This window comes from Salinivibrio sp. IB872 (assembly GCF_001995345.1).
Lineage (GTDB): Bacteria > Pseudomonadota > Gammaproteobacteria > Enterobacterales > Vibrionaceae > Salinivibrio > Salinivibrio proteolyticus.
Genome location: NZ_MUFO01000002.1, coordinates 61704 through 82882, shown reverse-complemented (window position 1 = coordinate 82882; position 21179 = coordinate 61704). Strand labels below are relative to the sequence as shown.

17 protein-coding genes are annotated in these 21179 nt (G+C 50.4%); 9 read left to right on the top strand and 8 right to left on the bottom strand.

Annotation, left to right across the window (positions count from 1 at the left end; translation table 11 throughout):
- Window positions 1–13: 13 nt before the first annotated feature.
- From BZJ18_RS01355 to BZJ18_RS01315, 9 genes are all read left to right on the top strand, one after another.
- A complete protein-coding gene (locus BZJ18_RS01355) occupies window positions 14–2599 on the top strand; it encodes a TonB-dependent receptor plug domain-containing protein (protein ID WP_077455044.1) in 2586 nt (861 codons plus the stop codon).
- 59 nt (window positions 2600–2658) lie between these two features.
- On the top strand, window positions 2659–3420 hold the full coding sequence (locus BZJ18_RS01350; RefSeq protein WP_077455043.1) for a DUF3450 domain-containing protein: 762 nt from the start codon (window positions 2659–2661) through the stop codon (window positions 3418–3420).
- A 2-nt stretch (window positions 3421–3422) separates the two neighbouring features.
- Window positions 3423–4775, top strand: a complete 1353-nt coding sequence (locus BZJ18_RS01345; protein ID WP_069589053.1) for a MotA/TolQ/ExbB proton channel family protein — start codon at window positions 3423–3425, stop codon at window positions 4773–4775.
- Window positions 4776–4784: 9 nt separating this feature from the next.
- On the top strand, window positions 4785–5315 hold the full coding sequence (locus tag BZJ18_RS01340) for a MotA/TolQ/ExbB proton channel family protein (RefSeq protein WP_069588959.1): 531 nt from the start codon (window positions 4785–4787) through the stop codon (window positions 5313–5315).
- A gap of 19 nt (window positions 5316–5334) precedes the next feature.
- The gene (locus tag BZJ18_RS01335; RefSeq protein WP_069588961.1) at window positions 5335–5742 is read left to right on the top strand and encodes an ExbD/TolR family protein; all 408 of its coding nucleotides are present in this window, start codon (window positions 5335–5337) and stop codon (window positions 5740–5742) included.
- A gap of 3 nt (window positions 5743–5745) precedes the next feature.
- Window positions 5746–6375, top strand: a complete 630-nt coding sequence (locus BZJ18_RS01330; protein ID WP_069588963.1) for an energy transducer TonB — start codon at window positions 5746–5748, stop codon at window positions 6373–6375.
- A gap of 10 nt (window positions 6376–6385) precedes the next feature.
- Window positions 6386–7600: a tetratricopeptide repeat protein gene (locus BZJ18_RS01325; protein ID WP_108743098.1), complete on the top strand. Its 1215-nt coding sequence runs from the start codon at window positions 6386–6388 to the stop codon at window positions 7598–7600.
- Between the two features lie 104 nt (window positions 7601–7704).
- The gene (locus BZJ18_RS01320) at window positions 7705–9804 is read left to right on the top strand and encodes a prolyl oligopeptidase family serine peptidase (RefSeq protein ID WP_077455042.1); all 2100 of its coding nucleotides are present in this window, start codon (window positions 7705–7707) and stop codon (window positions 9802–9804) included.
- A 114-nt stretch (window positions 9805–9918) separates the two neighbouring features.
- On the top strand, window positions 9919–11235 hold the full coding sequence (locus tag BZJ18_RS01315; RefSeq protein WP_077455041.1) for an MATE family efflux transporter: 1317 nt from the start codon (window positions 9919–9921) through the stop codon (window positions 11233–11235).
- Between the two features lie 99 nt (window positions 11236–11334).
- Here BZJ18_RS01315 and BZJ18_RS01310 read toward each other — a convergent pair whose 3' ends face one another.
- From BZJ18_RS01310 to BZJ18_RS01275, 8 genes are all read right to left on the bottom strand, one after another.
- Window positions 11335–12438, bottom strand: a complete 1104-nt coding sequence (locus tag BZJ18_RS01310; RefSeq protein WP_241824892.1) for a glycerophosphodiester phosphodiesterase — start codon at window positions 12436–12438, stop codon at window positions 11335–11337.
- Between the two features lie 194 nt (window positions 12439–12632).
- Entirely contained in the window at window positions 12633–13508 is an 876-nt protein-coding gene (locus BZJ18_RS01305; RefSeq protein WP_077455039.1) for an energy transducer TonB, read from the bottom strand.
- Window positions 13505–13936, bottom strand: coding sequence for a biopolymer transporter ExbD (locus tag BZJ18_RS01300; protein ID WP_069588974.1), 432 nt, complete (start codon window positions 13934–13936; stop codon window positions 13505–13507). Before BZJ18_RS01300 ends, BZJ18_RS01305 begins: the two co-directional genes overlap by 4 nt.
- Window positions 13937–13940: 4 nt before the next feature.
- The gene (gene exbB, locus BZJ18_RS01295) at window positions 13941–14777 is read right to left on the bottom strand and encodes a tonB-system energizer ExbB (protein ID WP_077455038.1); all 837 of its coding nucleotides are present in this window, start codon (window positions 14775–14777) and stop codon (window positions 13941–13943) included.
- Window positions 14778–14863: 86 nt separating this feature from the next.
- Entirely contained in the window at window positions 14864–16318 is a 1455-nt protein-coding gene (locus BZJ18_RS01290; RefSeq protein WP_077455037.1) for a surface lipoprotein assembly modifier, read from the bottom strand.
- 59 nt (window positions 16319–16377) lie between these two features.
- Complete coding sequence (locus tag BZJ18_RS01285) at window positions 16378–17106, bottom strand: Slam-dependent surface lipoprotein (protein WP_077455036.1); 729 nt, start codon at window positions 17104–17106, stop codon at window positions 16378–16380.
- Window positions 17107–17199: 93 nt separating this feature from the next.
- Window positions 17200–20172 (bottom strand): TonB-dependent receptor, encoded by a 2973-nt coding sequence (locus tag BZJ18_RS01280; RefSeq protein WP_131825254.1) that lies wholly within the window; start codon window positions 20170–20172, stop codon window positions 17200–17202.
- Between the two features lie 79 nt (window positions 20173–20251).
- Complete coding sequence (locus tag BZJ18_RS01275) at window positions 20252–21178, bottom strand: DUF4880 domain-containing protein (RefSeq protein ID WP_077455034.1); 927 nt, start codon at window positions 21176–21178, stop codon at window positions 20252–20254.
- Window position 21179: the final 1 nt, after the last annotated feature.

Sequence of the window (21179 nt, the reverse complement as noted above, 5' to 3'; positions counted from 1 at the left end):
GGAGCAATCAAGGATGAAGACAAGAACAACGGCACTGTCTGTTGCCATTGGTCTCGCAGTGGGATCACTTACATTCGCCTCAACCGCCATCGCGGACGAGCAACCAGAACAAGCGCAAGAGCTGCAGAAGCTGAAAGTGACTGGTTCACGTATATCACGTGCTGAAGTTGAAGGACCAAGTCCGATTACTGTAGTTAGCAGTGAGGACATCCAAGCTAAAGGCTTTAACAGTGCGCAAGACATTCTCAACAGCTTAACTCAAAATACCGGCGGTAACCTGTCGCAAACGGACTCTTTTAGTTTTACCCCAGCCGCACAGTCGGTGAACCTACGTGGCCTTGGGGCATCGCGCACACTTATTTTGATTGACGGTCGTCGCCTACCTCAGTACCCACTAGCACAAAATGGCTCAACAAACTTCCAAGATATTGGTCAGATCCCCGTTGCTGCCATTGAACGTGTTGAAGTGCTTACAGATTCGGGGTCAGCCGTTTATGGGTCAGACGCTATTGGTGGGGTAGTGAACTTCATCATGAAAAAAGGCTTTGACGGTGTTTCTGTTAAAGGTCGCCATGGTCAAACGACCAGTGGGGGGTATTCAGCAGATCGTCTCGATGTGGTCGCCGGTAAAGACTTCGATTCAAAACGTGTATTCTTCGTTGGCCAATTTGCTGGCAACGATATTCTCAAGCAAAAAGACAAAAGCTGGGCCGGCGACGATAACTCAGCACGCTCGGCCTTGAGTGGTTACTCGAGCTACGGGGCAAGCTTCGTGGATGCGAGCGACAATATCACCTTACCAAGTGAAAACTGTAAAGACTTTCTCGAGGGAGACGGCGTCGCGCGTGCGGATGGAAAATGTGGTTTTAACCGAGCGTCACGTCGGACCTTAAAACCTGAAAACAAGCAAGCGGATCTAATGCTTCGTGGTGAGTTCGATATCACACCTGATTTGATGGCCACGGCAGAAGCACGGTTTAACCACAAAGAAACCAACTCCACGTTTGAGCCTGGCGCATTAAAGGTCGAAACCGATGCGACTCACAGCCGAGGAGAAGGTACCTATACTCGACGCATGGTCGAATTTGGCAACCGTGAGAACAACACAGAATCGCGCTCTTACGGTATCACTGTCGGGCTCGATGGCTATGTGAGCGACTATAGCTGGGATGCTTATGCAAGCTACTCAGAGCAGAAGGTTGAAACGGATAATCCAGCCATTTTTGCCAGTATCGGCGATGCGGTGAAAAACGATGAAATCGATCTCCTTGCGCGCCTGTCTCCGGAGACCGTAGAAAAATACAAGGGAAGGTCGACCAAAAACGCACGTACTAAGCTTTATTCAGTGAACTCCTCATTGGGTGGCGATTTAATTGAACTTCCTGCGGGCATGTCGAGCTTCTCGGTATACGGCGAGTGGAACCGAACTGATTATCTCGAAACCATCGATGAAAATACCAAAAACGGCCGTTTTGAAGGTTTAGGCGGTTCATCCGGTGGTGGCGACCGCGATCAGATCGGGTTGGGCGTTGAAGCCTTAGTTCCTATCATTGAAAACCTTGAAATGACACTCGCAGGTCGCTATGACCACTATTTTGACGATTCGTCAACCGGTGGCGCCTTTACGCCAAAAGTCTCTCTAGCTTATCGTCCTACTGATACTCTGCTATTGCGTGGTAGTTACGGGCTTGGTTTCCGTGCACCCGATCTGAAGCGCCTGTTCGGTGATGAGACCAAGGCATTTGGTAGCGGCTTTGACCCTGTATTGTGTAAAAATGCGGGGGGCAATGGCCCACAGGATAGCGGCTCTATCCCTGAGTGTGATACCCAAAATTTCGATATCACTTCTGGGCCAAACAAAGAGCTTGAAGAAGAAGAAAGCACCAATATTAACTTGGGTCTGGTGTGGGAACCTGTTGAAGATCTCGGTCTGACACTAGACTGGTATCGCATCAAGATGGAAAACGTGGTCACAGCACCAAGCTATCAAGATGTAATCAATGAGCCAAGTAAATATGCCGGTGCGGAAGTGAAGCGCAACAGTGATGGCGAGATCGATAATGTGATTTATGGTCCGGTCAACCAAGCGTCCGAATTGCGCTCAGGTATCGACCTATCGGTCTCTTATTCTTACGATACTCAAAATTACGGTACCTTCAGCCCTAAACTGTCAGTGACTAAGATCATTGACGCTGAATACCGCGAGAACGATGGTGAACCACTCATCGATGAAACCGACTTCTTACCTGAGTATACAGCCACACTAAACCTCGGCTGGGTCATGGGCGATTACAGCGTCAATGTCTTTGGTAAATACCGCGACAGTATGTGTACGGGATTTGCTAATCGATACTATTTCGATACCTGCCAAGACGCTAAAGATGCTGGACAGCAAACCAAAGTATCGAGCATGACAACTTGGAACTTAACGGCCACTTACGCCTTCAATGAGCAAGGTAAAGTCACTGTGGGTGCTATCAATATGTTTGATAAACAACCACCTGCAGATCCGCTGAGTGATAGATCACCATTCTATGCCAATGACTATGACAGCCCTCTGGGACGTCAACTCTACGTTGAAGCCGAATATAACTTCTAACTCAAACCTGGCGCGGTTTCGCCGCGCCTTATTTCTCTGCAATTTAACAGGTAACGGATATGGTACGTAAGGGATTAAATAACGCCATTCTCAGTTCTCTGTTGCTGACCAGCTCGTTTGCGATGGCTACTTCTACTAATGACGTTGTGTCGGCGGTAGAAAGTAAAAATAACGCAGGACAAGCATCGCAACAAAAAATTGATCAATACAGTGAACAAACCGATGGCATGCTCGCGGAATATAAAGCGGTTTTACGTCAGCTTGACAGTATGCGTATTTATAACAACCAGCTTGATCGTATGGTGAGTTCGCAAAACAGCGAAGTGGCGTCACTGGAAAAGCAAATTAACCAGATTGATCAGACCGCGATGGAAATTGTTCCACTGACACTCAAAATGATTGATTCGCTCGATCAATTCGTGCAACTCGATTTACCGTTTCAGCTCAACGAACGCGAAAAACGCATTGCCAGCCTTCGCGAAATGATGGATCGCGCCGATGTCACAACATCCGAGAAGTTCCGTCGCGTGCTTGAGGCTTACCAAATCGAAGAAGGCTTTTCTCGTAACATTGAAGCCTACAAAGCCAGCATGGAACGTGACGGCGATGTCAAAACCTATGACTTTCTTCGTGTAGGGCGGACAGCGCTGTTCTACCAGTCACCTGATGGCGCAGAAACCGGGATGTGGAACAAGCAAACTAACCAATGGGAATCACTTCCTGAAGGCTATCGTGACGCGGTTGAGCAAGGTCTGCGTATCGCGAAGAAGCAAGCACCACCTGCACTGATTGAGCTACCTGTCTTTACAGGGGAGAAGTAATGATGAAGGGAATCAAGTATCTTCTAACCGGTATCACTGCCCTATCTTTATCGTTAAGCAGTGTACATGCCAACACTTTGGATGAGCTTCTCAACCAAGTGAAGAACGACCGTGTAACCGAGTCACAGCAAAACCGAGAGCGTGAAGCGGCGTTTTTGGCGGATAAAGAAAACCAAGCGGCACTCCTCGCTGAAGCCAAACAGCAATTGGCTTTCGAGACCCAACGCGGCGAACAACTTAAAGCCACATTCGATGCGAACGATCAGAAACTGGCGGAATTGGCAGATACCTTACGTCAGCGTTCTGGCTCACTGGGTGAAATGTTTGGCGTGGTTCGTCAATTCTCTGGTGAATTTAAAGGTATCTTCCATGCCTCGCAAAACGCTGTGCAATTCCCGAACCGAGATGCGCTGCTGACCAAGCTTGCCGAGAGCAAAGAGTTGCCCTCTATCAATGAGCTCGAGCAATTCTGGCAAACGGTGATGGAGCAGATGATCGTATCGGGCGATACCTCGACGGTTCCTGCAACTGTGGTATATGGCGAGGGCAGCGAAGCGAGCGATGAAGTCACACTCATTGGTGAATTTAACGCCATTGCCAACGGTAAATACCTGACTTACGTCCCTGAGACGGGCAAATTTGAAGAACTCGCCCGCCAGCCAGCTAGCAATATTTTGTCGAACGTGTCTGCATTTGAGTCAGCATCCAGTGCCTACGCGCCACTTTATCTTGATCCATCACGTGGTGTGATCCTTTCCCTACTGGTGCAAAGCCCTAACGTACAAGAGCGTATCGACCAAGGTGGATTGGTAGGTTACATCATTCTTGTCATGGGTGCGGTTGGTGTCCTCATCGCGCTGTTGTGCTACCTGCGCCTATCCGTGATTGGCAGCAAGATGCGTAAACAGAAGAAGAGTGACGCAGTCTTGAAAGACAACCCACTAGGTGAAGTCATCCAAGCCTACAAAGAACACCAAGGCTCCAGCTTAGAAGACTTGGAAGCGAAACTGGATGAAATCATCATGCGCAATGCGCCTAAGATTGAACGCTTTATTGGCTCAATCAAGTTATTCGCATCGGTGGCACCGCTACTCGGCCTACTCGGTACGGTCATGGGGATGATTGGAACCTTCCAGGCTATTACCTTGTTTGGTACCGGTGATCCTAAGCTAATGGCTGGCGGCATTTCAGAAGCCTTGGTCACTACCATGCTTGGCCTCGTCGTCGCGATTCCGTTGCTGTTCCTCTACACCTTCGTACACAGTAAAGGGCGTCGATTGGTACAAACCCTTGAGGAACAAAGCGCTGGCTTTATTGCACGATATCAGGAAAAGCTTCATACAGCGGAAAGCTAAGGAGATGTCATGCAATGGATACTCTCTGAGTTAGCGTCGATTCGACACTTTCTCGGCATGGGTGGCGATGTACTGGTCGCCATCTTTGTGCTCAGCGTCTTTCTGTGGTGTGCGCTGTTAGAGCGTTGGTTTTACTTCATTTTTGTAGCACCTCGTGCGGCAAAATCGGTAGTCAGCCAATGGCAACAGCGTCCAGAGCATCGCAGTTGGGCTGCGCGAATGATACGGCAAGAACTGGTTTCAATCCGCGACATAGAAAATAAACGCGGATTACCCATTGTCAAAGTGTTGATCGCGATGTGCCCTTTATTGGGCTTGTTAGGGACCGTTGTGGGTATGATCCATGTGTTCGATACATTAGCGGTAGTAGGCACGGGGAGTCCTCGGGCGATGGCTTCAGGGATTTCTAAAGCCACTATCCCGACGTTAGCGGGAATGGTCGCCTCCTTGTCCGGTCTGTTTTTCAGCACACGCCTGGATCATCTTGCCAAAACATCAACGCGTAAGCTTGAAGACAAGCTTAAGCATGTCACCTCGTAAAAGGATTTAAGGTAGCGACATGAAACGACGTTATAGCAATGAAGGGAATGATGAAGCGGCGATCGACATGACACCCATGTTGGATATCGTCTTCATTATGTTGATCTTTTTTATCGTCACCACTTCGTTCGTCAAAGAAGCGGGTATTGACGTCAATCGACCCAGTGCGAATACCGCACAGACCGTCAGTAAAGGCAACATCATGGTCGCCGTCGGTCCTGCGGGTGATGTCTGGGTTGATAAACGCCGTGTTGAAGTCGGTGCGGTACGCGCCAATATTGAGCGCTTACGTGCAGAAAGCCCAGAAGGCGCGGTCGTCATCCAAGCAGATCAAGAAGCAAGTGCGGGTGTTGTTGTTGACGTCATGGACCAAATCAAAATGGCCGGTGTGGATAGCATCTCGATTGCAGCGAAAAGCAAGGACTAGCGTATGCGTTATTTGGCGTCGATTGTGCTCGCATTATTCGTCTCGCTGGGTTTGTTTTGGGGCATGGATAAAATCGTCAACAAAGAGCGCCATGAATTAACTGGCGACGAGACTCAGCGAATTATCGAGTTTGTGCGCATCAAACCTGATGAAAAGATCAAAGAAAGAAAGCGTGAGCTTCCAAAGCCTCAGCCACCGAAAAAGCCGCCACCACCACCGGAAATGAAGGTGACATCTACGGTGAAGCCACAGATGGATCAAGTGAAGCTTGATATGCCTAACTTGGACTTGCCGGTGAACATTTCGGGCGGTTCGGTGCTGGGTCACTACAGCCAAGGCGGTGGCGGGATGGCCGGTAATCAGGGGCCAACCCCTTTAGCGACCTTCTTACCGCAAATGCCTCGCAAAGCGGCACGAGCAGGGTTAGAAAAAGGGATTGTGTTACTTGAGTTTACCGTCAATGAGCAAGGGGGCGTGGAAGACGTTCAAGTCCTTGAAGAAGACCCGCGCCGTATGGGACTCCGACGAGCCGCGCAAAAAACGGTGCAACAATGGCGGTTTAAGCCCAAGGTTGTAGACGGCAAACCCGTCAAGGCTCGGCTTTCTCAAGAAATAGAGTTTTCGATTAACTAGGACGGCCATCATGAAAAACACATTAACACGGATGTTGGCTTTAGCGCTGTTTGCTTTGAGCCTTTCAAGCGTGTCCTATGGTGCCAATAACCCGGAGCTATCGGACCGGACGTATCGCACCGTCAATAAAGTGCAAAAGTACATCGCTAACGAGGCCTATCAAGATGCAAAGGCAGAGCTTGAGAGCGCCCTTGATCGCAGTGGTAATAAGAAATATGACCAAGCCGTGCTACTTCAGCAGCTTGGTTATATTTACTCAATTGAAGATAACTACGCGAAAGCGACCGAGTACTTTGCGCAAGCGCTAAAGATTGATGCTTTGCCTGTAGCTGTCGCACAGCAAGTCAGATACAGCCTGGCTCAGCTCTATATGGTACAGGAGAAATTTGCTAACACGATTGCGCTGATGAAGCAGTGGTTTCAAATTCAACTGAGTGAAGGAGAGGAAAAGCCAGATGCCATGAGCTACATGACATTGGCGAGTGCCTATGTCCAACAAGAGCAGTTTAAGCAAGCGATCCCCGAGATAAAGCAGGCCATCGCCCTCAGCGATAAGCCGAGTGAGTCTTGGTATATGATGCTCATGTCTGCCTATTATCAAACCAATGATTTGGCAAACACTGCCAACGTCCTGACCACGTTGACCGAGCTATTCCCAGAGAAAAAACAGTATTGGAAGCAACTGTCGGGAATAGAAATGGAGCGCGGTAAGGATGGTAAAGCACTTGCAGCGCTTGAGTCCGCTTATAAGCTCGGCTTGCTCGATGAGGAAAAAGAAATCCTCAGGCTCACTGACTTTTTAGCCTATCAATCTATTCCTTTTCGTGCCGCTACGACACTGGCCAAGGAGATAGAAAAGGGCACGGTAGAAAAAACCAGTGAGCACTTAGAAAAGCTTGGCCAGTATTGGCACCAAGCGAAAGAACTCACTAAAGCGATTACCAGTTATCGTGCAGCCTATGCGTTGGACGCCGATCCGAAAACCAAACTCAAGATCGCTCGCTTAATGATCCAAGACCAACAGTATAAGAACATTATTGACTTTGCGTCGGATAAACAGGGTGTTCCCTTCGATGTTGCTGCTGAGCTGGAGTACTTAAAAGGGATGGCCTACTTCGAGTTGGAGAACAACGCAGCTGCACTCAAAGCCATGCAACAAGCGGCGAAGTCGAACGAACTTAAGCCCATGGCTTCCCCTTGGATTGCGTTCTTGACGAATAGCTAACCATGGCAACACCACTGCTTTTCTTTTATGCCGAGCTCCTTTTTTGCTCGGCTTTTTTTATCCTCATGGACTGAGCAAAACTCCTATTGAGAAGGAAAACGACAATGAAAACTCCCACACTCAGTGCCGCAGCGTTGGCCATGACCCTCGGCACAGCACACGGCGCTGATCACGCCGATCCCTTTTTATGGCTGGAAGAGGTTGAGAGCGAGCAAGCCCTTACTTGGGTAAAAAAACAGAATGCCTCGACAAACGACACGCTTACCCGCCACCCAAGTTACTCGACCTTCTACCAAGATAGCCTTGATGTATTAAATGCCACTGACCGTCTCGCCTATCCGTCTCGTCGTGGCGACTACTATTACAACTTTTGGCAGGATGATACCCATGTCAAAGGTCTCTATCGACGTACCACGCCCGATAGTTATGCGAAAGAAAAGCCTGAATGGGAAACCGTCATTGATGTCGATGCACTCGCTAAAGCAGAAGGTGAAGACTGGGTACTTAAGGGCGTCGATTGCTATGCACCTGCCTACCAACGCTGCATGGTAGCACTCTCGCGCGGTGGCGCCGACGCCACAGTTAAACGCGAATTCGACCTCACGACCAAACAATTTATTGCCGATGGCTTTTCACTCAGCGAGGCCAAAAGCGACATTACCTGGTTGGATAATGATCACTTACTCGTGGCAACGGATTTTGGTGAAGGAACATTGACAGATTCAGGCTATCCACGCCTCGTCAAAAAATGGCAACGCGGTACCTCACTCAAAGACGCACCTGTGGTTTATGAAGGGAGCCCTCGCTCCGTCTCCGTCGGTATGTTCACATTGCGAGATGCCCACTCAAGGGTGACACTCGTCCGTGAAGGCGAAACCTTTTATCGCCAACAAACATTCTGGCTCGACAAGAACACCCTACGCCCCCTCACTCTGCCCGCTGACAGTGAGATCCTCGGCTACTTTGAAGGCGCTTTGTTCTTCCAGCTCAAGTCAGACTTTCACCAAGGCGACACCCGTTTCCAACAGGGCAGTATCCTCTCTGCTGAGTTGACTGACCTAACGGCAGTACAGCCACACTATCAAGCATTTCTTGCTCCCGACACAAAAACCAGTATCGAGTCCGTTGATTTCACGGCACGCCATATCATTGTCAGCGAGCTGAATGATGTCAGTTCACGTATTCGCGTGTTGCATAAAGACGCCAAAGGGGATTGGCAACAAAAGCCTGTTGCACTCGAAGAAAACACCCATATGCGTGTATTCAACACCTCGCCAGAGCATGATGACTTTTTCGTTGACGTATCAAGCTTCTTAACGCCGCCCTCTATCTACCAGGTAGACGCTCAGTCGCATGAGACGCGACATCTAAAATCAACGCCACCTAAATTTGACGCCAATGATTTAGTCGTCGAGCAACACTTTGCGACCTCTAAAGATGGCACACAAGTCCCCTACTTTTTGGTGGCCTCTAAAACCTTAAAACGCGATGGTAAAAATCCAACCTTGTTGTACGGATACGGTGGCTTTGAAGTGAGTCTAACCCCTCACTACAGCGCGTTACTTGGTAAAAACTGGCTAGAAAAAGGTGGGGTTTATGTCCTCGCCAACATTCGCGGTGGCGGTGAGTATGGCCCTGCTTGGCACCTTGCGGCACTCAAACATCAAAGACACAAAGCCTACCAAGATTTTGAGGCCGTCGCAGAAGATGTGATTAGCAAAAAAATCACCACACCTGCCCACCTTGGTATTCAAGGTGGCAGCAATGGTGGCCTGCTGGTCGGCGCTGCTGTGACACGTCGTCCAGAGCTCTATCAAGCCGTGGTTTGCCAGGTGCCATTGTTGGACATGAAACGTTTCAATAAGCTATTGGCGGGAGCCAGTTGGATGGCGGAATACGGCAATCCTGATACCGAAGCAGATTGGGCCTACCTTAAAACGTACTCGCCCTATCACAACCTCAGTCAGGATACCGCTTATCCTCGCGTGCTATTCACCACTTCAACTCGCGATGACAGAGTTCATCCTGCTCACGCACGTAAAATGGTGGCCAAAATGCAGGCGATGGGCCACGACGTTCTTTACTATGAAAACATGGAAGGGGGTCATGCGGGCGCCTCAAACAACGCGACCCGTGCTGCCATGTATGCCAGAACTTATACCTATCTCGCAAGCCAGCTAGCTTTACGCACCGATAGCGACTAATGCCCCTACAGGAAGAGGGTTGGTAATTTCCAGTAATCCTCTACAATTGGTTGGGTTATGCCGAGCATGTTGATGCTCGGCTTTTTTTCACCCTATTAACCCAAAGAGTGCCTGATGGAGTCTGTCTCTCGCGCAAAGCGCTTGTTTTCTACCACCCTGCCCATGCTATTCGGGGTGCTGTCACTGATGAGTTTTCAGTTAGTCGACAGTGCATTTATCGGCCAACTTGGGGTGCTTCCCCTTGCTGCGCAAGGCTTTACCTTGCCCATTCAAATGATCATTATCGGGATTCAGGTCGGGTTAGGTATTGCCACGACCGCAGTCATTTCACGCGCGCTTGGTGCGGATAAGTGCGACTACGCCAAGCAACTCGGCGGCTTAATCCTCCTTATGGGTACCTTCGGTGTCGCGGGTTTCGCGTTGCTTTTGTATGCGCTACGTCACCCGATATTAATACTACTCGATGCCCCTCAGAGCGTATTTCCGGTGATTGACAGTTATTGGATTATTTGGCTGGTCAGTGCTTGGGCGGGGGCGGTGCTGTATTTCTTTTACAGTATTGCGCGAGCCAACGGAAACACCTTGCTGCCCGGCTCCATGATGGTGGTCACCAGCCTGTTAAACTTGGTCCTCGATCCTGTGTTCATTTTCTGGCTTGATTGGGGCATAAATGGCGCTGCCGTCGCAACCCTGATCGCTTTTGGTAGCGGAGTGGTCATTGTCGCGCCACGGGTTATTCGCAAAGGTTGGATCTCGATGGCATGGCACGATTTAGACATTGCCAAAAGCGTTAAATCCATCGGCCATATTATGGGGCCAGCGATGATAAGTCAGCTGCTACCGCCCGTCTCGTCCATGCTGGCAACCAAGCTACTCGCCGGCTTTGGTCCTGCGGCAGTTGCGGCATGGGCGGTGGGATCTCGCTTTGAATTTTTTGCGATTGTATCTGTGCTTGCACTAACCATGTCGATGCCACCTATGGTGGGTCGCTTATTGGGTAAAGGTGATCTCACCGAGATCCGTCATTTGGTAAAACTGGCCTGTCAGTTTGTCTTAGGCTTTCAATTGCTGATCGCTGTAGTGACTTGGTTTGCCGCCGATCCACTCGCCCAACTCATGACAAGCGATCAGCAAGTGACTGACATTTTGCATTGGCACCTGACCCTAGTACCGTTTAGCTTAGGCGCTTTGGGCGTGTGCATGTTGATGGTCTCCATTACTAATGCATTAGGCCGTTCATACACTGCCTTGACCATCTCCGCCCTTCGTCTGTTCGCATTTTTCTTGCCATGCTTATGGTTGGGCGCGCAAATGGCTGAGTTATATGGCTTATTTGTGGGCGCTTTAGTCGGCAACATTCTCGCTGGCGCAGTGGCTTATGGTATGTATCGACGCGCAATGGCTAAGCTTATGACGCGCAAGCCCCTCTAAACTGACTCAACAGTCACCACTATCATCGACGAGATACCACTAAAAAGCCCGCCACAACAGGGCGGGCTTGTGAACACAATGCGCTTAGCGCATACGGGACTAATAACCCAGCTTGGTCAGTGTCGCTTGAATATCTTTGCCTTCACCGCCAGAGAGCGTTTTCACCGCAAGGTTAGGACGGTTGGTGAAAAAGCCATCCACACCACGGTCACGATAGCGCTCAAAATCTACCGCTTGATCCACGGTGTAAACATGCATCAGCAAGTCTTTCTCATGGCTCATCTCTACCATCCAAGGCGCTGCAAGCTCCATGTAGCTAAACTGGCTTGACCATGCATCATCGTGCTGCGTTTGGATAGTGGATGGGCCCACACCGATCGCGCCATGCTGTTTGGCATAATCCAACCATTCTGCGTAGCCTTCTTTCGAAGCCACTTCTTGGCGCGCATAGTATTGGGCGTAAGACTCATCGTCTGCTTTCGGCGCACTGTCCTTGGTGGGAATGTAGCCATCACCCGCCCAAAGCAGCAAGATTTTTGGCACGGTTGGCATCACGCTTTGCAGCGTTTCAAGGCTCGATTTATTAAAAGTTTGTAGGATCACTTTGCCCTTGGCATCGTCATCTAGCCAGCCATGCTTGGTCAGATCGTCTTTCAAATCTTTCTCAATGCCAGGGAATAACTCCGGCACCTTGGTCTCGATATACAGACCGGGCTGATGCGCACAGCCTTCAGCGATTTCACGCACTTGGTCTAAGGTGACAAGCTTCAAGCCACGGAAGCTTTCACGCGCGCGCTCTGGGTATGATTCATTAAACCAGCTACCCGCATCCAGTTTTTCCAGCTCTGCCCATGTAAAGGTATTGACCGGATCGTCGGCACGCTCAGGGTAGACCGTCTCGATATTCGTATTGCGCTTGAGGTTATCGTCATGCACAGCAATCAATTTGCCGTCTTTGGTGCGCTGCAGATCAAGTTCGAGGTAATCGGCACCCACTTCACACGCGAGCTGATACGCGGGCAGCGTGGACTCGGGGGCGTTGTAGGAATCACCACGGTGGGCAATAACGGCGTGATCGGCAATGCCAAGCTTTTCGCTAAGCGCACTGTCAATGGCTTGAACTGAAGAAGAGAAAGATAAGGCACTGGCCACACTCAGTGCGGCAACGGTCAAGCTCAGGGTCGCTTTTGATGTTGTATTCAACGGGTACTCCTTAATGTCGTTGAAATTGGCGAGATAATTAAACGCTTGTTCAATTATCGAGACAGCATAGCAAAAGCCTGATTTAAAGAGAAAACAAACTCAAAACGCCCACGACAAATATGGGCATTCGCACGGTTAAGCGACCTCTATCGACTGTTGTTGCCCTCTCTGCGCCTAAATCTATCAAGGTGTTGTCAAAGCGAAAAACGGATCGGCACTGTGACGGTGATTGTCAGCCCTGGCAACGCATCTGGCGGTGTCGGCAACGGGGACGCACGCTGTACCAGCGCCTTAGCCTCTTCGTCCAAACTCTCAAAGTGGCTCGAAGTTTGGAGTTTGACCGATTGCACCTCGCCTTGGCGATTGACGGTAAAGGTTACCCGAGGCGAGCCTTGCTGCTTAAGTCGCCGAGCAAATCGAGGATAGCGCTTATAGTGCGCCAAATGCGCGTGAACCCGTCGCTGCCAATTCAACTTGGCAACCTTCCCCTTTACGGTTAGCTGTCCTTGCGCTGGGCCAGTCACTTCTTCACTGTGTGTTGGCGCGTCAACATGTTTCGGCGCCCTCGCCTCTTGCGCGACCGACGACGCACGTGACGTTTTGGGGCTTTCCTTTGGTTTAGGGCGAGGCTCAGTCATTTGCACCTTGTGGGTCTCAACCGTTTTTTTCGTCTCTACCGCTTTAGGCGGCTTCTTGGCAGGACGTGAGACAGACTGCGGCTGTTTTTGGACTTGCGCATTTTTTTTATCTTCAACCACAGGCGTCGCGTTTGGCGTCGGCATCACTTTTTCTGGCTCCGTCTCAGATGCATGAGCAGGCTGACTGGCGCGTTGCGGTTTGCCCTCTTTCACATCGTGCTTTTCCACCTTTGGGGCAGACACGTCTGGTGCGATGACAGAAATAGCAATCGGCACCGCGGCGGGAGGCGGTGCGAGCGTGTGCGCCGGTGTCCAAAAGTACGCGATCGCCATTCCAAGGTGGAGACTGACGCTCACTGCCGCCCCCACTAACCAGCCTTTTCGCGTGCGGTCTAACTCAAAGCCTTGCGGCAACCCAGCCAATACCGTCATGAGGAACTCGATGCTGACTGCGCAATACCCACCAGCCCGACTTGCTGATAACCCGCTTGACTAAGCGTATTAATCACTTCCAACAGTGACTGATAAGGCAAGGTTTTATCGGCCCGCAAATATAAACGGGTTTGTTTGTTCGCCACCCATTGAGGCAACTTCTGACTGGCTTCCTCAAGGGAAAACGCAGGATGCTCATCAACTTGCAGCATTTGTCCAGAGCCTACAGACAAATACACAGGCTGACTGGGCGAGGCATTCGGCTTCGCCGAAGAGGTGGGTAAATCCACCGGCACGCTGACGGTTGCAAGCGGGGCCGCAACCATAAAAATGATCAATAACACCAACATTACATCGATAAATGGTGTCACATTGATCTCATGGTTTTCTTGTAGTTCATGGTCTGACGATGAAAATTGAAAGCTCATGCCTCTACCCTGCCTGTCGCCACGCAAGTTCAGTTTGCGCATTGCGCTCACTGTCGAGATCACGGCTCACCAACACCAAAATAGCCACCGCTAAATCCCCCATTTGAGCACGATACGCAGCCAATGCACGGGTAAAATAGTTGTAAACAATCACAGCTGGGATCGCCGCGACCAAGCCAAGAGCCGTTGCCAGCAGGGCTTCAGCAATCCCGGGGGCCACCACGGCTAAATTAGTCGTTTGCGTATGCGCAATGCCAATAAACGCATTCATGATCCCCCACACGGTACCAAACAGCCCCACAAAGGGAGCCACGGACCCGATCGATGCCAGCCCCCCTGTGCCACGATTCATCATGCTAGCCTGTGCCACCTGTACCCGCTCCAACCGTGCTTGTACCCGCTCTTTAACGCCTTGACTGACTGCACCTACTTGTTCGGATAGGGCAAGCTCGGTTTGCGCCGCACTGAGAAACGCCAGCCCAGTGCCCTGGTGACACGATGCCGCCGCTTTGGCCGCCGCAAAGCTTTCAGCGTGAGCGCAAAGTGACACCAGTGGCGCTAAGCGGCGACGCGCACGACCGAGTTGCCACTGCTTAGTGACGAGCACAGCCCATGTCACGCCGGAAGCCGCCAGCAATATCAGCATGACCGCTTTAACGATAGGTTCCGCAGCCTGATACATACCGAGCGGAGACAGTGCATCAACGGACAAATGGGTGGCCTGCGAGCCTGAAGCGGTCACCACTGACCCGCTCTCCGCAGGTGCCGTAGATTCACTCGCCTGCACATTCACCGTGATGACCAAGAGCCACAGCCCCAGTCCTATCCAATATCGCTTCATTTTGAGTCCTTATTATCCATGCGTAATACGCCATATCGGTTATCTACCCGCTATACCGAACGAATAACGAAAACCCGTAAAAATTTTTAAAATTGTTTTTCAAACTGGACTTGGATGCGCGTGTAATCATGGCTATAGAGCCAATCAACATTGCTTCGTGTTTGATGATACTGGCCTGTGATCACCGGAGAAAAACCCGCTACAGTTAGCGTAGGCAGGCGCAAACTCAATACCAGCGTATGTTGAATATCATGCCGCTTATCTCCCAACATGGCGTTGTATTCTTTATAGTTACGATCTTGATAGGCATAACTAAACAGACCATCGAGTTCTGGCGTCGGCTGAAAACTCACTCCGACTCGTCCTCCTAGGCTGTGCCAGTCAAAGACAGTATCCTCACTTTGGCTATCCGTGTAGTTTGCACCGATAAAAGCTAACCAGTTGGGATGAAGCTGAGAGAACCATGTTGCAGACAAATAGGTTTCCTGCCCCGACAGCGCCTTCAGCTGTGCGCCTTGATAACGGATATCTTTGCTGACAACCGTTCCCTTAAATGTCGATGCAGGAGTAAGGATACGTAGGTAGTCAAGGTTGACACCAAAGGTATGGGAAATCCACGTGCCTCCTTGCCAAGTACCTTCCAATAGAGGGCCTATTGAGAGTTGATTCGCCGCATTTTGATACCGATACCCAATCAACCACTGAGTGTCCCACTGGTTATAGGTATCATTTTTATCGTAATCCGCACCATATGCCATGCCACGGATAAAGCCATGGTGATGACCAGACACAGCCCATGTTTTTGCTGCCGAGAGCGTGGCTCCCCAACCATAACTGGCAATCGCGTCCGGCGTTTTTCGTACGTAAGCACACCCTGCAGCCACCGATAGCAAACAGGTTTCACTGTGAGACGTTTTATTGATATTGGTGTGATACTCAGGCCCAATCGCCAACGAGCCTTGCCATGACTGACGCAAAGATAGTGCTTGTAAATAGGCCGAGACAGTTCGCTGAACACCAGCTGCGTGAGGCATACCAGCAATGCTTGTCGCGATAGTCTCAAAGTACTGTTTGGCCTCACGGCTTTGGTAATCTTCAAATAACACGCGCGCTAATGATAACTGCGCCAGTAAAAAATCAGGCTTAAGTTCAAGTAGAGCTTGATAGTCATGCGCAGCTTGGGCGAGGTTTCCTGCCTGTCGGGCTAAGCCCCCCTGGGCATAAAGGATTAACATCGCATCGTGGCCGGGTAATGTTTGATAGTAAGGCAGTCCTTCAGCCACCCTATCCCAAGCGTGTTGCTGTATCGCTTGGTAGAGCGCTCTTCCCAATGCATTCACATCCAATGTTTCCAAAGGAACATGCCATGATGGTGTGCTGGGCAGTGCTAAATCGGCCTCTGCCAGCGCTTTGTCTTCCGATTGTTTTTGTTGTTGTCTCTGACGCTGTTCAATACGAAGGTCTGTTTCGGATTGGCTACTGAATACCAACGTGGGCGTGATCATCAAGCAAATAACGCCGACGAGTAAATAAAACCGCATGCAACACCCGCAAATAAAAAGCAGAGGCACATCGCCTCTGCATCATAAAAAAATAAACGCTATTTTTTGGTGCCACCAAAGGCGGTATTTAGATCGCGGTCGGCAAAGGTTGCAATCCCAGCAAGGGCTGCGGCGTCTGCACCAAAGAAATGGCCTTGTGTGTCCCCTACAACCCCTTGACCACTACGTAAAGCATGCGCGTCACCCTTAAACGCCGCAGTTTTCGCATCAATATCTGCATCAATGCTTAGTTTCATCGCAGCATTACTGATGGTGCCGCGAACGGTTTTAGCGGAAAAGTCTGCGTTAAACTCACCAGTCAATGCATTATTGCCAGTAAAGCGGTTCAAGCCAGTCACTGCATAAGATGCCGTGCCCGATGTGGGCAGACTCGTTTGGGTGTTATCGCCCGCATAATACACACTGCGATCTTGACCATTACCGGCAAAGTCTTGCGACCATTCACCAAACCACACGTCGCCCGCACCGGCCTGCGCAAAGTTAAACATTCCCGCATCCCCGGAATGTGATGTGCCATTGGTGTAAATGTCGCCTTGCTTTTGGGTACTGCTGGCACGGGTCAATCCTTCAAAGTCCACCTTAAATGTCGAGGAAATACGGTTGTCATTACCAATCCCCGCCTTACCCATTGTATGGGGGCCAAAAGGCACATTGGATGTGCCGACTTCAATGTTGGCGTCATCGCTTTGTGTGCCAACAATATCAGCCAAAGCAGATGTGGTAGTTAAAATGGCACTTAGTGCTATCACGACGGTTTTGTAAGGCATAATGTGACTCCTAGGTAAATGATTTCAACGTTCAGCAAATAATTTGCTTCATCCTCTTTACCGTTTAGTTCAGGCAAACCCGTAACCGCGTCGTTAAAATTTTGCTTTTAGCATCAATTTAATAGTGCGCCCTGGCGCCGGTACACTGGAACGCACCAGTGGGTCAATGTGGTAGACATCGGTTAAATTGGTCCCTACGACTTCAAGCGCGATGTGGCGTGATAGCTGATAATTGGCAAATGCATCAAACGTTAAGGTATCGTCGCGCTGGACCACCTCATCTGACTTGGCTTTAGCAAGGTACGCGCCTTTGATCCCAGCTTCTAACTGACGATTGAAAAAGCGATGGCCCAGTTGCAGTGACGTCGACCACGCTGGGGGGACTTGCGATTCTAAATATCCACCAGGAAAACCGCCAAACAGACAATTGCGGTAATATTCTGGCTCGTCGGGGCGATAACGTGTGACGACGGAGCTCTCATCACAGACTTTATTGGTGAGCATGTAAGCGCCATTTAAATCGGCAAACCAATCACCATCATCGTAGTTCGCTTGCAGCTCCAATCCTGCCAGCGTCTGCGAATCAATATTGCTAAAGCGCAGCATGTCATCTCGCTCGATCACGTTTTCAGTGAGGTGGTGAAAGTAAGCCAGTTTCAGATCACCGTGAGTAAAATGATGAATGTAGCCTAACTCGTGATTCACCGTTGCTTCGGGTTTGAGGCTGGTATACGCATTATTTAACGCGGAAAAGCTAAGCGTGCTTTCAAAGAGGCTTGGAAAGCGCAACATTTGGCTGTAGCGGTAGTAAATACGGTCTTGCGGCGTAGGAGAAAATGCCACGGAGGCAAACGGTGACCAACCCTGCCCGTGATCGTGTGTTTTGGGACGCATGTTCACTTTGGTATTCAATTGATTGGTCGCACGACACGTCCCTTCAATGTAGTTGTCGGGTAATAGTCCATTAGCGGGGTCACAGGGGTTTTGCGCACGGCTATATTTACCGTTTCCATCGTGTAACCAAGCTTGTGTGCGCTCTTCAATTTGACCTTCTTTGCGCAGCTTGGCTTCTTCTTCAGCAAGATCAGCCACTATCTGGCTCTCAGGCACCCCAAAAAATTCCAAACTTTCGCGATAACGCTCTAACCTCGCCTGAATTTCAGCCTCACTCAGGAACACTCGCACTTTATAGCTGGCTTCAAGCCCCGGTGAGACAGCCTGCTGCGTGAACAGGGTATCGCCCCCTTCGGCTTGGCGCGCGGCAAGGAAGTCATCTTTAACATCAAAGCCTTGAAACTTCACACCAGCGTTAAGCGTCCATTGGGTATGTGGCTGCCAAGTGGCTTGTAAGCTGGCATCAAATTCTTGATAGGTCCCTTCTTGTGGAAAGTGCACCCAACCATCGGCTTTGTTCGCATCATAAGTGTCATCAGAACGTTGCTCTCGGTATTGATATCGTCCTGCGGCAGTCAGAGATAAGGTGTCACTGAACGCCGTGGTATTACTGATATTCAGGCCAATACGGCTATCTTTTGCATTAGACGCAGCAGTATTGCGCAACAGGGTGCTGTAGCCCGGTAACAGGTCATGGTTATTGGCATAGTTAGGAAACCCACCTCGGGTATTGGTATCACTGACGGTGTAGGTGGTCCATAACTTGGCCGTTAAATCAATCCAAGGGTCCTTTGGCGACCAGTGATAATCAAGGTTGTAAGCTTGGGCTCGTACGCGGCTAAGTGGCCATTGTGCCATTTTATTGCCATCGACTAAGTCACCAGAGCGGCTCGCCATGATTTCACCATACTCGGCATCAGTGTAGCGCGCGCCAAGGCTCAATTGCTGTGCGCCCTCGAAAAGGAATGTACTTTTCAGCAACACAGATTCGGTTTCGCTGGACGTGTTGGGAATTTCCGCGCCCGGCAGATGGCGCAGCGCCAAGGTCTCTGGATCGATCTTGGTCATATAGGCTTCTTTCGAATCGCCGCTTTTATAAAAACCACTATCATGTTTGCCCCCATAATAATTGCCTTTATAGCGATAAGCGTAAGCAGCTAACCATTCCATGCTTTCGCCTCGTTTCGCCAGCGCAAGACGGTACGCATAGTCATCCCCCGAGAAAGGATTGTTGTTCTTGTTGTGGCTCATCGGCTGCCAAAGTGAAGGATCGGCGTAAGGGTATTGGGGGGTGGACGGAAACCCGTCGACGTCTCGATAATCTTGCCCTGTGTACAAGGTCCCTAACGTGGGCGCAACCGCATTATTGCTACCTTCAATCAAGAACTCACCGCCAAAGTCTTTTCCCGGCAGCAAAATATCTTGTGCAGAGAGGGTGTTGACGACCACCGCGCCGCCTGTGGATGTTTTGACATTCGCCACAGTATTGGGGCCTTTGATCACCTGCACACCACCAATTAAGTTGGGATCAATGTAGCTGCGATTCGAGACACCGCGATAGCCACGCCAGACAGTCAGCCCTTGCTCTGTACCATCAATGAGGACAGGCACACGCCCCGGTCCTTGAACACCTCGAATATTTGGGTCAATGCCTCCGCCGTTGCGCGCATCACCACTGTACACATTGGGCATACCTTTAAAGAGATCAGCCGCATCTTTACCTTTATATCGCTCAACCTCTTTTTTGCCCGCGTACACCGTTGACCGGTTGTCATCGTAAACAGCATATTTACCCGCTTCATCACGGCTAATCTCCCCTTCCGAAAACGACACATCTAGGGTATCGAGCGTCAGCGACTCTGTGCTGTCGGTAATTTGATAGCTGCCATCGGCTTGTCGGTGTGCCGTCAACCCCGTACTGGTCAGTAGGGTGTTGAGGCCTTGCTCTGGAGTAAACTGTCCGTCGAGCCCCGCACTGTAAAAACCTTCGGACAAACGCGCATCCAGATGAAATTCGATACCCGATGCCAGCGCAAAGGCTTTTAATACCGCATCAAGCTCTCCGGCGGGGATCTGGTAGGTATTTACCGTGTCTGTTTGGGCATAAACGGGGGAATAAAAAAGCACGCCCAAGGTTAACGATAGACACAATATCGATGACTGCAGTTTCACAATACGGCTCCACTTAAGTGAATTAACTAACCGATACACCGAACGAAGGCGTGGGATCCGTAAAGATGAGTGTCATTTTTTATTGGGCTGGAATAATTTGCACCCAGAGCGCAGTACGAAAGCGCAGGGCAATAGGCAGAATGGTTTCTAAATGCGCCAGCGTTTGCTGGATATTGCGGGTGGAAAATACCCCCGTCACGGTTAGATCATTCAGTTGCGCATCTAAGCGCAACCAGCCTGAGAAATACCGTGAGAGCTCTTCAACGAGCGTCGAAAGCGGCATGCGTTCAGCCACGAGTTTTTGCTCCAACCAGCTCACCGCGTGAGTTTCTAAGGGCGCAAGATGCTGCACCTTATTGTCCGTGCATTGCACCGAATGCCCGGCGGGAATGTAACGCCGTTGACCCTGATACGGCTGAATACGCGCATTGGTCGATAACAATTGTATGGCACTGAAGCGCGTAAACTGGCGCACCGCAAGCTGGCCTTGCTCCTCAACCCACACCTGACCGTGGGCGGTGAGAACCGATAAAGGCGATGCCGCTTCGAGCATCACTTCACCGCGCTCAAGGAAAATTTGTTTTTTCCCGCCTTGATAATCGACCCACACCCGCGAGTCTGTGTTTAACGCGACACGACTCTGATCCGGCAAGGTGAACTGTTTGAGCTCCCCGACTCGGCTTGCCAAGGCAACGCCCTGTTCGTAACGCTGCGCATTAGAGCGCCATGCCAATAAGCACCCTGCGCCAATACCAATGCCACCGAGCATCAAAAACCGCCGGCGCGACAGGCCACTTTGTTGCAATAAGACCGAATGATGTCCCGAGACATCCTGAAGCTGGGATTGCACACCTTCTAGCGCTTGCCATGCCTTTTCATGATGAGGGTGAGCACGTCGCCACTGTGATAACGCCTGTTTATCCTGCTCAGACACGTCGTCCGCCCACATACGGGCCATCCATTGTGCCGCTTGTTCAACCACGTGAGGTGATAACGACGACATCATG